Raw genomic sequence first — 15,193 nt, forward strand, 5'->3', positions numbered from 1 at the left:
CCAAGATTAACTAAAGTCCGAAACATGTAGACACGATCATTACGTCATATCTCCTTAAGCCCCGCCTTGAACGACCGTACCAGCACCGTTCCCGTGGAAAGTATGAATTCCACCGAGCGGCCGTAATCTCCTCCGGTATCCTCGGCCGTTATTGGAATGTTCAGGGAGTTAAGCACCCTTTTGGCCTCCTGGGCGTTCCGCTGGCCGATGTTGACCCCGCCGTCCCTGCGGTTCAATAAAAGTCCGGCGAACATAGTGGCCCCGCCGGCCAGTTTGGCCCTGATCCTGAAGCGCTGACAGCCCAGTCCCTCCATCTCCAGCAGCATCTGTTCTATTGCTGTCTGGGGGCACTTGCCCGGCTGGGCCTTAAGCCGGCTCATCTCAGGCGACGGAAGCATTACATGGGCCAGTCCCCCGATCCTGGCCTCCGGATCGTACAATATTATGGCCAGGCAGGAACCAAGACCATGGGTGGTGATGATGGCTGGCTCCCGCTCCACCCTTAAGTCGGCAATTTTTACTATTACTTCGTTGGACAATTATTTTAAACCGTATTTAGCCGTTAAGCTGATATATACGTTCCTTGGGATCAAAAGGGGTAAAAGATTCTTTAACTGTTCCGAAAAGCGTTTCCACTTTGCCCAGCACCAGGAAACCTCCGGGACGCAGGCTTTTTTTGAAACTATCGAAGATGAACTCCTGGGCCTGACGGGAAAAGTAGATCAGCACATTGCGGCATAATATCAGGTCCAGGCCGGAAAAGACTGATGGTTCCAGCAGATCAAAATGCCGGTATTCCACCATTCGCTTGATGCCGTCGTCCAAATGATAATTCTTTGAATTCTGTTTGAAGTATTTTTTTATCAGTTCGGAAGGGATCTCATTCATGCTGTTCTGGTCATAAATACCCTGCCGGGCCTTCTCCATGCTTTGCCGGTCAATATCGGTGGCAATGATCCGGCAGGGGCGGTTTATGCCGCTTCCTCCTGAGAACTCCCGCCACAAAATGGCCAGGCTGTAGGGCTCTTCTCCCGAAGAGCATCCGGCGCTCCAGATGGTAAGGGGACTGTTCTGGTCTGCTTGGCCAGCCAGCAAAGGCATAACCCTGGCTGATATCGCCTTAAAAGTCTCGGGGTTGCGGTAAAAATTGGTGACGTTGATGGTCAGGGCATCCAGTAATTTTGGGTACTCGGACTTATCCTGAGCCAGCCTCCGGGCATATTCCGGATATGTGCTAAGCTGGCAGGCTCTCAGCCGGACGGCCAGCCGCCTTTTTAACGGCCGTTCCTTGTATTGCAAAATGTCAAAGCCGGTATCGGCGTTTATCATTTTGGCCAGTTCCATCAACTGGGGATCAGTGATGGCGTCTTTGAACATCATCTTTTTTCGGCCAGATCAAGATTGCGCCTGATCATCTGGTTTGATGGATCCAGCTCCAGAGCTTTTTTCCACCATTTCACCGCATTGTCCTTTTGCCCCTGTTTAAGGCAAAGATTTCCCAGCTTGTAAAGCTGCTGGACATCCGCCAGCCCCATGCCGGCCACCCGGGAAAGCACTTCCACCGCCTGGGCCCAGAGGCTGTTGCGGTAATAAAGCTCTGAAAGATTTTGAAGCAGAGTTCTGTTTTCCGGGGAGACCTTGAGCGCGGCCTGGTAGTGGCGTTCCGCCTCTTCCACCTGGCCCCGGGCCTGCCAGAGAGCGGCAATATTGTTCTCGGATGACGGGTTGATCCGTCCGCCTTGGGAGCACTCCTGCCAGTGTTCTATGGCTTGATCCCATTGGCTGCTGCGATAGGCTGCCAGGCCCAGCAGAAAACTTCCCAACAGGGTTTTCTTTCCCTGCTGTTCCAGCGACAACAACTGATCCCGGGCAGAGCTCCACTCTTTTTTGCGGCAGGCCAGATGGGCCAGATTGAGTTTTGGGGTCAGGCTTCCCGGGTCCATCTCTAAAGCTTTTTTATACTGACGGACGGCATCATCGTATTCCCCCATGGCTTCCAGGGCCAGCCCCAGATTATTGTAACTGCAGGCTTTTTGGGGTTCAATGGCAATGGTCTCCAGGAATTCGGTGGCGGCCTCGGCGTACTCCGCCTTACGGAAATGGATCAGGCCCAGATAGAAACGGGCATCGGCCTCATCTGGTTTGATCTCCACTATCCTCCGGTATTCCCGGTAAGCCTCTTCGTACATCTGGGTCTTGTAAAAGGCGATCCCCAGGTTGCGGTGTTCATCAACCGCCCCGCTCCCGGTTCCGGCAGCGGTCCGGGCCCTTTCGTTGCCCCGTTTGACCAGTCCCGCCCGCAGCAAACCGTAAATGACCTTGGAGGTCAGGAATTCTCCCAGCGAAGAAGCCTCCATTACCTCGCCCATGGTGCGGCGGCCATCTATCAGCTGCATCACCTGGCGCTCTTCCTCGTTCAGCTCCATCTCCACCTGCTGGGAGCCTTCTAAAATAAGCCTTTCCAGAATTATCTGGGTCCCCGGCAGTTTGGCTTCCAGATTTTTCCATTCGTCGATCCGGCGGGCCTCTTCCAGCAGCAGATTCAGGACATCCAGTGATACTGTAATGGTCTCCTCGGTGGGCAGGGTGTCCGGTTCAAAAAAGAAATCCCCCTCTTCCCAGCGCAGCAGATAAAATATGGCATCAGCAATCTGCCGGGAAACATCGGATTCCAGGTCCTGTTTGGTCAGCAGCCCCAAATGGATCAGGATGCCGCCTAACCGGCGGCCATCCGTATCAGCTTGCTGATGTTTCAGGGCCTCCTCCAGCTGGGAATTGGTGATTAAACCCCGGGACAGCAAACGGTCGCCTAACCGGTCGGGCCGGTTCAACAGATTGCTGTAACATATCTTTCCGTCGTTGAAAAATATGCTTCCGAAATTCTTGCCGTCAGTGACCTTCAAACATCCGGTCTTGTGTCCCACCGACAGAAGCTGAAGCACATCGGGCAGGCTTATTTCCTTAAAGGATCCTTTAATGGCCATTTGTCAGATCAAAAATAATGAATTAAAATTCTTCCATTAGCCTGTCTTCAACCCAGGGCCAGTTTTCTTCAATGGTTCCAGTCTTTTCCGCCAGTATGTCATCAGATTTTGCTTGGATTGCTGGTTCCGGCAGGTTTACGTTCGGGGATTCTGTTTTGATCTCCGGAGCGGTAAGCAACTGGGTTTCTGGTTCCGCTGACAAGGCCGGCATTACCGGAATTTCTGGCAAGGGGATATCCGGGGCCGGAGTTTCCTGGACAGTTTCCATAGGCGCCGTTGTTGCGGTCTTTCCGCCGCTTAACCTTTGGGAAAGGCTTTTAACCAGTTGTTCAAGTTTATCAGTCTGTTCCGGATCAAACAACACCGACTCTATCCGGGTCATTTCTTCGGTAGTGGACTGGCCCGCCATCTGCCCGAACTGCTGCTGCAGGTCTATCAGCTTTTCCACATTGGCGGTATATTTATCGTATTCCAAAGATAAGATCGAAATATCCTGATCCAATGATAGTTCCACCGAAGCGGTATTAAATCCCTTCATCTTCCAGATGTAGATCTTCTCCTTGTATTCCCGCCGGATCTTTTCGGTATCCTGCTGTTCTGACAACATAATCAGCATCCGGTCATCCAGCCCGGAAACAAAGGCCCCGAACTCTCCTTCCGGCTTGGCTGACGACGGATCCGGGATCGCTTCCGCTGCCGGCTCCGGGTGAACCTCGGCAGCAACCGCCTGAGGCAAAGCTTCATCCACCGTCTCTTTGGTGACCGGACCCTCCATCAGCGAGGAATACAGCAGCACCCGGTTCAGGGCACCCTCTAGCTCACGGACGTTGGAAGAGACCCGGGAAGCGATCAACTGCAGGACGTCCTCCGGTAGTTTTTGCCCCCGGGCTTCGGCCTTCTTGAAAAGGATCAGCCCTTTTTCCCGGAGCTCGATCTCCTTTAATGCCGCAAACACTCCGCCCAGCATCCGGGACAGCAGTTTGGGATCCAGCGCCTCAATTTTCTGGGGATGAGTGTCGGTGGTGATGATGATCTGACGGCCCGAACCGATCATCCGGTCGAACAGCGGCAGCAGCCGCACCTGGACATCGCGCTGGTGCAGTCCCAGATGGAGATCGTCAAACAGCAGCAGGTCTGCCTTTTCGGCCCGGGCCAGGTCACCCACCACCAGCTGGCTTCCGGCCAGCATCTCGATCTTGTATTCCGGGTGGGAAAGGGCCACGGCATTGCCCACCGCATGCAGCAGATGGGTCTTTCCCAACCCCACCCCGCCGTAGATCACCAGGGGATTGTATATCCTTCCCGGCTCCTCGGATACCTTAAGGGCAGCCGAAAACGCCAGGCGGTTGTTGGGCCCGGTAAAGAAGTTGTGAAAGACGTAGTTGGTCTTTACTATTTCAGGGGTGTTTTGTTCCATTGGGTTTTTTATTGTCGGATTTCAATTTAAGCGGTCACTGGTTTAACATTATGCGGACGTATTTCTTGGTGTTTCCTGGATTCATGCCTGCCTGCCGTAGCTTCAGCAAAGGCGGGGGTTCATAATAGTTGATAGTTCCGGAAACCTTGTCTACTTTTTGTATTTGGCCGAAAGCGACTGCAACACCAAAGCGCTGACGGTCTTTAAAGTATCAAAAACCCCCACCCCGGTGGTGGCGACGGCTTCAAAGTAATGGGCCCGCCTGAAGTTCAGCCCGGTGTTCAGGTCGGCCACCGACATGATGTTGGGCAGGTCCCGTTTATTGTACTGCATCACCATCGGTATCTTGTAAAGGTCCATGCCCAGGCCGGCCAGGTTGTCCCTCAGGTTCTGCAGGCTGTCCTGGTTCTCCTGCCACTGATCGACCTGGGAATCGGCTACGAACACCACACCGTCCGAGCCCTGCAGCACTAATTTGCGGGTGGAGTTGTAAAACACCTGCCCGGGTACGGTGTAAAGCTGGACCCTGGTCTTATACCCGGCGATGGTCCCCAGTTCCAGCGGCAGGAAATCAAAGAACAGGGTGCGGTCCTTTTCAGTGGCCAGACTGACCATGGAACTCCGCTTCTCGTCCGGGATCTTCCCGTAGATATACTGGAGATTGGAGGTCTTGCCGCAGCGTCCCGGCCCGTAATAGACGATCTTGCAGGTGATCTCTTTGGATGAATAGTTGATTAAAGACATGGATTGCTATGAATGATTTGATTTATTTTTCTGATTACAGCGCATTAATATCCGGGTTACGAAAACAGCTTGGACAGGGCATCTTCCACTTCCTGATTCAGATCGGGCAGCTCTATCCCCTGGCTTTCCCGGGCCTGGATGGACGGCATTCCCGGGGACTCTTCTTCCGCCAGCGGGGTGCTGTCGCCTTCGCCGCTCAGGGTCTTTTCCAGATGAGGAGCCAGCGCTTTTTCGGTTTCGGCGGCGGCATGGCGGATCATACCCACCACCGTTGATTTATCAAAGATGGTGGCCAGGATGAAATGTTCGGCCACCAGGCAGAAATATACGTTCCACTTGGATCCCTCCTGAAACATCACTTTGAACTTTTCCTCCTTCACCAGACGGGCCAGGGCCTGAGTGGAGGAAAAGATGCCGCCGATCAGGGCCGAGATAGACTGCAGGTTAAAATCTGTCACGTAGCCCGACTGGCTGATCAGGTGGCCGTTCTTGGACAACAGAACGGCGCATTTGGCCCGGGAAGCTTTGATGTACAGGGCCATCTCCCGTTCCACTGCCACGGTGATCTCTTCCGATATAACGAACTGGAGATTGGTCATAATATCTTCATCAAACGTTCCAGGCTGGCTTTCATCTTAATGGACACCAGTCCGATGTTGGCCCCGGGCTCGGTTATCACCGTCAGGATGCATTCCGGAGCGCAAAGGAATATGATGCTGCCTTCGCTGGCCGAAAGCTGCACCCCGGAAAGCTCCGATCCCTGCTCCGGCCGGAGGGCCTTGATTATCTCCTGATAGATCCCGGCCACCATGGCGCTGATGGTCCGCTCCTCCATTCCCGACATCAGGTTGGAGACCACTACCAGACCTTCGTTATCCACCACCAGGCTGCCTTTGACCCCTGAGATCTCGTTTATTTGATTGAGTATTTCTTTCATGATTTCTTTTGCTTTGAATTTACCGGCAGTTTTATACGATCATCTGTTGGGTTCTTTTTTTGCCAGATTCTCTGCCTGTTCCGCAGCCCGCTTGCTGTTGACCATCACCAATCCCACCTTGGCTGAGGAGTCGGCTGAGATCATTAGCACCATCCGCCCTGCCTGGCGCAGGAATATTTTCTCATCGCCAGTCTCTATAACTATCCTCTCCAACTCTCCCAGCTTTATCTTTTTCAGGGCTTCAAAAGCGGTCTTGAAGATATTGGCGGAAAGCGCGGCGCTGTCCTCGGAAAGGCTTTGTCCAGAACGGGAGACGGAATCAGCCACCGCATAGCCGTTCTCATCCACCAGCATGCAGGCTTTGACCTGCGGGGTCTGCACCAGATCATTCATGATCTTGCCGAACCCGGCCTGCCATTCGGTGGTTTCCTCGGCCGCAAATTTCTGCGGTTTATCTGATGCAGCCGGCGGGGCCTTGGGTTCAGGCGGGATTTCCGCCGGCTGGTCCTCTGTTTTCTGGACAGGAACAGAATTTGGGTCCGTGCGCCCGGCCATCAACGGCAACGGACTGGAAGGAATTTCCCTGGCCGGCGGCTCCGATATTTTCACCGGTTCAGGAAGAGGCTCTTCCTTCTTGACGACCGCCTCTGGAAGAGCTGATTCTTCCGGCGGTTTGGCTTTAGGAGGAATTTCCGTAATGGCAGCCGTTTCAACTTTTACTGGAGCAGGTGCGGGTGCCTCCGCTTCCGGCACTGCGGAATCGGCCTGGGCCAGGACTTTCTTGGCTTCAGAATGTTCGGATTGTACCGAGAGCACTTTGGCCGCCTCGGCCCGGGCCAAGGAATATTGTTTAGTGGCCAGCAGGCACTTGGACAGCACCAGCCGGCCTTCTATGTTGTCGGGCTGGGACTCCAGCCCGGCCTGGCAGATGGCGATGGCTTCGGAATAAAGGCCGTTCTCCCGGTAAAAATCGGCCAGGGAGGCGAACAGCTGGGACGAAGGGTCGTTCACCATCTGTTCCGGGATATTATTATCTAATGGATCGGACATGGATTTGGACTATTTGTTTTAAATGTTTTCTTTTGATCGGAATATTTTTTGCAGGATTTGCAGGATTTATTTATATTAACGACTGATATACCCAGGGGCATTGTAAAACGATAAGTTTTTGGCAATACCGAATTATATATAACCTCCGTGAAAAAAATCATGCGAATCCTGTCTGTTCCGGTTTACCGGGTTTCCCTGGCCATCTTCATCTTCTCCAGCCAGGACTTAACCTCAGGTGAAAGCTCCGCCGGCACTCCCTCGGGCCGGGCGGATTCAGATCTTGATTCCGCCGATCCCGCCTGGATCCGGGCCTTGCCCTCCAGCCCTTCGGCCCAGCGCACCGCCAAGGTCACCAGGTCCCGCACCTTCTCCGCCCTTTTGTCGCCGCCGGCGAATCGCAGGAATTTCTCCCAGCGCTCCACCGCCAGTTCCAGCCGGCCCAGACGGGCGTAGGTGAACCCCAGGCAGTAATTGATCTCCGGATTGTTCTCCTCGCCCTTGCTGGCCAGCTTGTATTCCATCACGGCCTCATCATAGGATTCGGCCAGATAGTAGGCCTCGCCCAGATACAGATGGGCATAGGCCTGTTCCGGATCTTTTTGGACCAGCTTGGTGAAGGCGTCGATGGCCTCTTCAATTTTTCCGCTGTTCAGGTCGGATAGGCCCTGATTGATGGGGTCCTGTTCGGGTTCCTGCAGATCCAGTTTCAGGTCGGTCTTTTTCCCCGTGGCCCTCACCAGACCGGTGACGCAAAGCCCGTAAATGACCTTGGCGGTCTCGAACTCCCGTCCGCCCACGGTCTCTATCACCTGGCGGGCTGTCCGCTTGCCGTCGATGGTGGCCATGATCAGCCATTCTTCGGGCTTCAGGTCCAGCCGGCCCGAGGCCAGCTCGCTGCCGGGGGAAAGTGAAAGCACCAGGTCCAGGTCGGGGAGCTTGGAATGGATCTTGGACCATTCATCCAGCCGGCGCGAGACCTCCATCATCACATTCTCGGTCACCAGCAGCAGATCGGTGTCGGAATCGGCCGAGAGGTCCATTTCCTCAAAGCGGAAATATCCGTCCTGCCAGCCCATGATGGCGAAGACCACTTCCTCCACCTGTGTCTTGAGCGCTTCCTTGACCGCCGGTTTGGTTACAAAGCCGCTGTCGGAGGCCAGGGCCCCCAACCGCTTGCGTTCCTTGGATTCCGACTGGTCCTTCAGCAGCCTCTCCAACTGATGAGTGGTCACCTTTCCGGCCTTGAGCATTATCTGCCCGATCCGCTCGTGGCTCTGCTGCAGGGTGGCCCGGATGATGTTGCCGTTGGAGAAGAACACCTGTCCGACGTCATGGGCCGAGTCCAGGGTCAGCACCCCGGATTTCCGGGACATGGCCAGCAGCTGGAACAGGTCCATCAGGCTGAGTTCTTTTATGGGTCCTTCGATCGCCATCTTAATAATATCAAAAGTTAAATATAAAAAATAAAATATCAGTAATGTTAAAAGCAAAAAGAGTGGTATTCTGCAACCTGATTTTTGATATTTTATCTTTTATTTTTTTGATTAGGTTTTCCTACCCCGCCACTTCCTGCCATTGCAGGGCCGCATCAATGGCCTTGGTGGCCTGCTGCCGCAGGCCTTCATCGTGGGTGAAATTGACCGCCTTCTGCCAGGCCTCCACCGCATCCCGTGTCTTACCCCGATGAGCCAGAAGTTTACCTAACAGCAGGTACAACTCGGCCCGGTCGCCGTGGGAGGTCATCAGATCCTGGCAGACGGCATAGGCCTGGTCGGCCTTGTCGGTTCGGGCGAACATGGAAGCCTGGCCCAGCCGGGCCTCAAAACTTTTGGGGGCGATCTTTACCGCTATGGCAAACTCCACCGCCGCCTTGTCCAGAATGTTCTGTTTCAAGTAAATCTCACCCAAAGCCAAATGGGATTCCAGATGCGCGGGGTTGTTGACCACCGCCTTCTTAAGTTCCTCGACCGCGGACTCTGTTTTGCCGGCTGCCAAAAAAAGCAGCCCCAGCCGGTGATAGCCGAAGGGAAGCTTGGGTGAGATATTGATGGCCTGACGGTAAGCCATCACCGCTTCTTCGGGCTGCCCCTGCCCTTCAAAGGCCTGTCCCAGGCCCAGGTACAGGTGGATGTTCTGGGTGTCGTCCTTTAAGGCTTTTTCAAAGCTTTGCTGGGCCTGCTTATGCTGTCCCAGGTTCAAATAGAGCCGTCCCAGTTCCAGTTGCAGTTCGGAAGTGTGGGAGGAGTTTTTAAGACCGTTCTCCAGCGCCCTGACCGCCTGATCCGGGAGATTTTGCATCAAGTATGATCTGCTTAATCCCGTGATATATTCGGGCTGGCCGGGGAAAAGTTTCAGCAGCACTTCGTAACGCACCGCCGCCTCGGCCCCCTGTTTTTCATCCAAGGCAATTTCGGCCAGGGCCTTCAGGGCATCCGGGTTCTGGGGCTGCTGTTCGATGATGGCCTTGGCCTGCTTCTTGGCTTCGGCGTTGTTTCCCTGGGCCTGAAGGTCCTTGAGCTTCTGCAGGTCGGACTGTAGTTCCCGTTCCTCCCACCTGGTGGATTTGGCCCGTAGGGAGGCATCCTCCAGCACCCCGCCGAAGATGTCGGCCGAGACCGTGGTCCCTTTTTCCTGGCCCGAACCCTGCCATTGCTCCAGTATCAGCAGGTCGGGGTTCTCTACAAAAAAATCTATCCCCAGTTTAAAGGAGCCCCCGGTGTAGAAGGATTTCAGTTCCATGGCCTTTTTGGAAGCAGCCACCGATTCCTGATAATGCTCGGTGGCGGCCAGGGCAAAACTTAGGTTGTAATGGGCCTCGGCGAACCCGCTGTCCAACTGAATGGCTTTTTGCAGTTCTTCAATGGCTAAAGTATAGTTTTTCTTTTTCAGATGCAGCAGGCCGATATTGTTGTGAGCCAGCACAGACTGGGGGTTCAGATTTAAGACCTCAAGATATTCCTTCATGGCCATCTCATCATTGCCGGCCTTGGCATATAAAAGACCCAGATTAAAATGGGCGTCGCTGTACTGCGGGTTCGAGGCCACCGCCTGTTTGACCTTATCCACCGCCTGTTCCGGCTGGTTCTGGTAAAAATAAGCGATGCCAAGATTGTTCAGGCTGATGGCGTATTCCGGGTCCAGGTCCAAAGCCCCCTGATACCAGCGGATGGCATCGTCCGACATCCCCAGCCGGTGGCAGGCCAGGCCGATATCGTTGTATATCTTTTGATTTCTGGGTTCAAACTCCAAAGCCTTTTTATAAGCTTCTATGGCCGGCTGGTTCTGGCCCGTCAAAAGATAGACCTCGCCTAATTCCTTGTGGACCAATCCCGACTCCTGCCCCATTCCCATGGCCTTTTCAAATTCGGCCAGGGCCTGCTTAAAAAGCCCCTTGCGTTTGAAACCGACGCCAAGGTTGTAGTGGGTCATGAAACCGTCCGGGGCCACCTGAGGCTGGTCCTCGGAGTGGCGTTTGATCTCGGACAGCAGGTCCTGGTTGTAATAATCTATTCCCAGGTTGGCCTGGGCCCGGGCATAGTTGGGATTCAGAGCGATGGCCTTGCGTGATTCTTCGATAGCCTTTTCCAGCAGTCCCTTTTCGCCGTAGGTAAAACCCAGCAGGAAATGCGCCTCGGCGCCGTCGGGATTTATCTTCACCGCCTCCTGCAGTTCGGAAATGGACTGCTCCAGCAGGCCCAGATTATAAAAGATCTCCCCCAACGCAGTATGCGCCACGTATGACTGGGGATCAACTTTTAGCGCCGCCTGATAGACCTTGACCGCTGACTCGAACTCGCCCTGCTGTTTAAGGGTCAAGCCCAGGTAGATGTGGGTCAGAAAGTCATCGGACTTTAGTTTAAGGGCCTGGTGGTAGTGCTCTATGGCCGACTTATACTGGCCGGTATTGCGCAGGGCCTCGGCCAGCCGGAAGTGCGCAGAAAAGTCTTCTGACTGATCTATGTTCTTTTTGGCCTGTTCTATCTCCCGGTCATAATATCCGCTTTTGCGGTAGACCACTTCCAGGTTGTGGCGGGCCAGCACATTCTTGGGATCCAGCTCGATGGCCTTCTGCAATACTTCGATGGCCTCGGTGTACATGGCCTTGTGGTGAAATACCACCCCCAGATTATTGTGGGCCGCCGAGTCCTTGGCATCCAGCCGGGACCGGAAGCTGCGCAGGATGCCCTGTTCTTCGGGGCTGATCACGGCGGTTGTATTTTGAGCGTTGGAATCCATATGGAAAATTGATTTGAAACTTGAAGTTTGTAATGAGAGACATTTACTGAATGCTTAGCCAGATGCTGAATACCTGGGAAAGTTCAAACCACTGAAAACGATCCCGTAAATCATGTTAATCCGCTTACGCTTCAATGCAGGATTTCTTCAAGCGCCAAAGCTTTCGCTTACTCTACATACTTGCCTTCCCTTGGGGGCCGTAACTTTAGCGAAGGCCTCAGCGGTGGAGCTCCTGTCTGCTCAGGGAAAATATATTACCCCAGGTGGATGGCCTTCAGGATCACCTCCAGCGATGCCGGATCGGGCAGCAGCAGAAAATATCCGTAGAGGGTGGTGTTCTTTTCCACAAAACGGAATTCGGTCTCGATGCAGACAACCATGTCCTTGTCGCTGGAAAATTCCAGGGAGACGGTCTGAAGCACCGCCGAGGCCATGTCCACCGCCATGTTGGGAACTGAAGGCACCACCACCAGGCCCAGCAGATCTCCCAGCGAGTTCATGTAAGCGCAGGTCAAAACATTGGAAACTTCCTTGAGGGCCGACTCCTCCAGTTCCCCGAATTTTTTGGTGGTTCCCAGCGGCTGGCGCATCAGGCAGTCGGTAAGGTGCCAGGCCGCTTCCTGGGGAAACAGCAGCAGGGTGCGGCCGGTCATGTCGCCCAGAAAATAGATCAGCACGCTGGCCACCACCTCGTTGGGCTTGGCCACTAAGCTGAACACTTCTTCTATGGGATTGATCCGGATCACCGGCACGTTGACCATCACCTTTTCTCCGGTAAGCTCGGAGAGCGCGGTGGCGGCGTGGCAGGCCCCGATATTGGCCACTTCCTTGAGGGCATCCAGCTGAATGGCTTTTAACTGACTGACGTCCATATTTATATCACCGTTACTCGTTAATTGTTATTCGTTAATCGTTGCCTGTGGTCTATTCAGTATTCAGTATTCAGTATTCAGTATTCAGTATTCGGTGATCTCAGGTTTCAAGGTTATTGACATCCACTATCAGCATCGGATAACCCTCCCGGCTGATGGCCACACCGCTAAAGGTCTTATTGGCGTTAAGGAAACGGGAAAGCGGCTTGACCACTATCTCCTGCTGGCCCACCATCCGGTCTATGACATAGGCGGCAAACGAGCCCTGACGTTCCAGCACCACGGTGGGACCGGATAGTATCCCTTCTTCGGTTTCCAGTTTTAAGACCCGGGAAAGCCTTTGCACCGGGATGGCCTGGCTGCGGTATACTATGGCAGTTTTGCCCTGGAGGGTCCTTACGTTTTCCGGTTTAAGCTCAAATGTTTCCATAACCTGGGACATGGGCAGGGCGTAGACCTGCTCCCTGGCCGAAACCAGCAGGGTGCGGATGATGGCCAGGCTAAGGGGAACATTCAGCAAAAAGCGCGATCCCTGGCCGGCGTTGCTTTCAATGGTCATACTTCCGCCCATGCTTTCGATCCTGCTTTTGACCACATCCAACCCCACTCCGCGCCCCGAGACCTCGGTAACTTTCTCGGCGGTGGAAAATCCGGGGCGGGCCAAAAAATCGAAGACCTGCTTCTGGCTGAGACTGGAGGCCTGCTCCTTGGTGATCCAGCCTTTTTCCACGGCCTTCTGTTTTATTTTTTCGGAATCGATCCCCCGTCCGTCGTCCTCCACCACTATCAGGGCCTGGTCCTTGACCTTTTGGGCGGACAGGGTCACGGTGCCGATCTTTCTCTTGCCCAGGGCTTCCCGCTGGGCCATGGTCTCCATGCCGTGATCCACCGAATTGCGCAGCAGGTGCACCAGGGGCTCGGCCAGCATCTGGAGAATGGAGCGGTCCATTTCCAGTTCCCGGCCTTCCAGCTTAAAGTCTATGTCCTTGTTCAGCACCTTGGCGGCGTCCCGCACCACCCGGGGAAAGCGGTCGAAGATCTCGGACATGGCCACCAGCCGAGAGGCCAGCACCTGATGCTGCAGTTCGGAGGTGATCTGGGCCACTTGGTCCACGCTGTCCTGGATCAGTGTGTTTTGGGACATCTGGGCCAGTTGCTTAAGCCTCTCCCGCCAGACCACCAGCTCGCCCACCAAGTTCATCAGCTTGTCCAGCCGGGCGGTGGAGACCTTGACCTCGCGGGGGCGCTCCTGGGCCAGCTGGGTAAAAGCGCTGACGGTGCGGCGTTCCACCGCCTGCTCCTCGGTCTCCTCCACCACTTCTTCGATCTCGATGTCCTCGATCTCGCTGTAACCGATGCGGGACTTGATCTCCTTTTCGCTGTGGAGATTGGTGACGAAGAACACCGAGAAGCCCCGGTCAAAGCGCTCGGCTTCCAGATCGCGCCGCTCGGGCACGGTATAGGCTATCTTCCCGAACTGTTCCATGGTGTGCAGTACCAAAAAGGCCCGGGCCGATTTAAGCGCCACATCGGCTTCCAACAGCACCCGGACCTTATAAACGAAGGAATCGGCGGTCTTCAGAGGATTTATCCGGGAAAAATCGTTGCCGCCGGAAACGTTGGAGACAACCTCAGTTTTTGAACTTTGGGGAGCGGCTGCCAGCGATTCAATTTTCTTGGACAGCTCGGCCCCCTTTTCTTTGAGGCTTTTCTGGGGATCGCGCCCGGCGGCCAGCTCGGCCACCGCATTTTCCAGATAGTCGATGGATTCAAAGATGGCGTCCACCTGGGGCTGGGCCAGCTTAAGCTGGCGCTTGCGCAGCCGGTCCAGAAGATCTTCAGCCTTGTGGGCTAGCTCGGCGATCTGATCCTGCCCGATGGACCCTGCCATGCCCTTGATGGTGTGCATAGAGCGGAAGATCTCGTCCAGCAGGGCCGGGTCGTCCGGGTTTTTCTCCAATGCCAAAAGAGCCCGGTTGAGACTGACCAGATGCTCCCGGGTTTCAGAGACAAAGAGATCTCTATACTTGGTAGTGTCCATCTTTACTGCAGATTGTCTATATGACCATAAAATTCTCAAAAAGCCAAAACAAACGCTTGGTTTTAAGCCCCGTTCTTTTGACCTTTGATTTTGGTAATCAGCTGATCTGCAGCACCCGGCGGGCGGCTTCCAGCACCCGGCTGGGCTGGAACGGCTTGACCACAAAATCCCGGGCCCCGGCCTGGATGGCTTCCACCACCAGGGCCTGCTGGCCCATGGCGCTGCACATCAAAACCCTGGCGTTGGGATCCAACTGCATGATGGCCTTGACCGCTTCGATGCCGCCCATGTCGGGCATGATGATATCCATGATCACCAGGTCGGGCTTGAGTTTCTTGTACTGTTCAACCGCCTCGGCCCCGGTCGCTCCCTCACCGCAGACCTCAAAGTCCCCTTTCTTGAGGATGTCCGAGATCATGGTGCGCATGAAGATGGCGTCATCAACCACTAAAACCCTGTGCCCCATTTATTTCTCCTCCAATGCTAAAATTTTATCTAAATTTAAAATTATTACTTTCTCGTCTTTGGCTCCCAGGACAGACTGGTAGAACCTGCCTGATCTGGTCCTGGTAACGGCCTCCGGCACAGGCTGGGCCTTCATTTCAGAGGTTTCCACGCTCTGCACCCGGTCCACTACCAGCCCCACGTCCTCACCGTTATGCTCTACTATCAGTATCACCATGTCCCGGCCGTTCTCAATGTTGGCCAGGCCCAGCCTTTGGCGAAGATCCACCACAGCCACTATGGCCCCGCGCAGGTTGATCAGGCCGGTTACATAGGGTGGAGCTAGGGGCACAGGAATGATGTCCTGCATCTCCTCAATGGACTTTACCTGTTCGGTGCCAAGTGCAAACTTTTCACTTCCCAGGTTAAATATGACCTTTTCTTCCGATGCATTTTTTTCAGTCATAG

At 54.5% G+C, this 15,193-nt stretch carries 14 protein-coding genes; all 14 read right to left on the minus strand.

The features are described from left to right. Nucleotides 1-44: 44 nt before the first annotated feature. Nucleotides 45-539, minus strand: a complete 495-nt coding sequence (locus HZA73_04060) for a chemotaxis protein CheD (GenBank protein MBI5805200.1) — start codon at nucleotides 537-539, stop codon at nucleotides 45-47. A 16-nt stretch (nucleotides 540-555) separates the two neighbouring features. Next, nucleotides 556-1,380 carry a protein-glutamate O-methyltransferase CheR gene (locus HZA73_04065; protein MBI5805201.1) on the minus strand — a complete coding sequence of 275 codons (825 nt, stop codon included), beginning with the start codon at nucleotides 1,378-1,380 and terminating at the stop codon, nucleotides 556-558. After that, entirely contained in the window at nucleotides 1,377-2,984 is a 1,608-nt protein-coding gene (locus tag HZA73_04070) for a tetratricopeptide repeat protein (protein MBI5805202.1), read from the minus strand. The genes HZA73_04065 and HZA73_04070 overlap by 4 nt, the downstream gene beginning before the upstream one ends. A gap of 22 nt (nucleotides 2,985-3,006) precedes the next feature. After that, nucleotides 3,007-4,401, minus strand: a complete 1,395-nt coding sequence (locus tag HZA73_04075; GenBank protein ID MBI5805203.1) for a hypothetical protein — start codon at nucleotides 4,399-4,401, stop codon at nucleotides 3,007-3,009. Nucleotides 4,402-4,551: 150 nt separating this feature from the next. Beyond that, nucleotides 4,552-5,145 carry a GTPase domain-containing protein gene (locus tag HZA73_04080; GenBank protein MBI5805204.1) on the minus strand — a complete coding sequence of 198 codons (594 nt, stop codon included), beginning with the start codon at nucleotides 5,143-5,145 and terminating at the stop codon, nucleotides 4,552-4,554. 56 nt (nucleotides 5,146-5,201) lie between these two features. Next, the gene (locus HZA73_04085) at nucleotides 5,202-5,744 is read right to left on the minus strand and encodes a roadblock/LC7 domain-containing protein (GenBank protein MBI5805205.1); all 543 of its coding nucleotides are present in this window, start codon (nucleotides 5,742-5,744) and stop codon (nucleotides 5,202-5,204) included. Continuing rightward, entirely contained in the window at nucleotides 5,741-6,082 is a 342-nt protein-coding gene (locus tag HZA73_04090; protein MBI5805206.1) for a roadblock/LC7 domain-containing protein, read from the minus strand. The genes HZA73_04085 and HZA73_04090 overlap by 4 nt, the downstream gene beginning before the upstream one ends. Before the next feature lie 39 nt (nucleotides 6,083-6,121). Then, complete coding sequence (locus HZA73_04095) at nucleotides 6,122-7,132, minus strand: tetratricopeptide repeat protein (protein ID MBI5805207.1); 1,011 nt, start codon at nucleotides 7,130-7,132, stop codon at nucleotides 6,122-6,124. A gap of 182 nt (nucleotides 7,133-7,314) precedes the next feature. Beyond that, nucleotides 7,315-8,565, minus strand: a complete 1,251-nt coding sequence (locus HZA73_04100; GenBank protein ID MBI5805208.1) for a DUF4388 domain-containing protein — start codon at nucleotides 8,563-8,565, stop codon at nucleotides 7,315-7,317. A gap of 121 nt (nucleotides 8,566-8,686) precedes the next feature. Then, a complete protein-coding gene (locus HZA73_04105; GenBank protein ID MBI5805209.1) occupies nucleotides 8,687-11,368 on the minus strand; it encodes a tetratricopeptide repeat protein in 2,682 nt (893 codons plus the stop codon). Nucleotides 11,369-11,622: 254 nt separating this feature from the next. Further along, complete coding sequence (locus HZA73_04110; GenBank protein ID MBI5805210.1) at nucleotides 11,623-12,240, minus strand: chemotaxis protein CheC; 618 nt, start codon at nucleotides 12,238-12,240, stop codon at nucleotides 11,623-11,625. A gap of 100 nt (nucleotides 12,241-12,340) precedes the next feature. Then, entirely contained in the window at nucleotides 12,341-14,281 is a 1,941-nt protein-coding gene (locus HZA73_04115) for a chemotaxis protein CheA (protein MBI5805211.1), read from the minus strand. Nucleotides 14,282-14,378: 97 nt separating this feature from the next. Further along, nucleotides 14,379-14,747 carry a response regulator gene (locus HZA73_04120; protein MBI5805212.1) on the minus strand — a complete coding sequence of 123 codons (369 nt, stop codon included), beginning with the start codon at nucleotides 14,745-14,747 and terminating at the stop codon, nucleotides 14,379-14,381. Beyond that, nucleotides 14,748-15,191: a chemotaxis protein CheW gene (locus HZA73_04125; protein MBI5805213.1), complete on the minus strand. Its 444-nt coding sequence runs from the start codon at nucleotides 15,189-15,191 to the stop codon at nucleotides 14,748-14,750. Between the last annotated feature and the right edge of the window lie 2 nt (nucleotides 15,192-15,193).

Source organism: candidate division TA06 bacterium (assembly GCA_016235665.1).
Taxonomy (GTDB): domain Bacteria; phylum Edwardsbacteria; class AC1; order AC1; family EtOH8; genus UBA5202.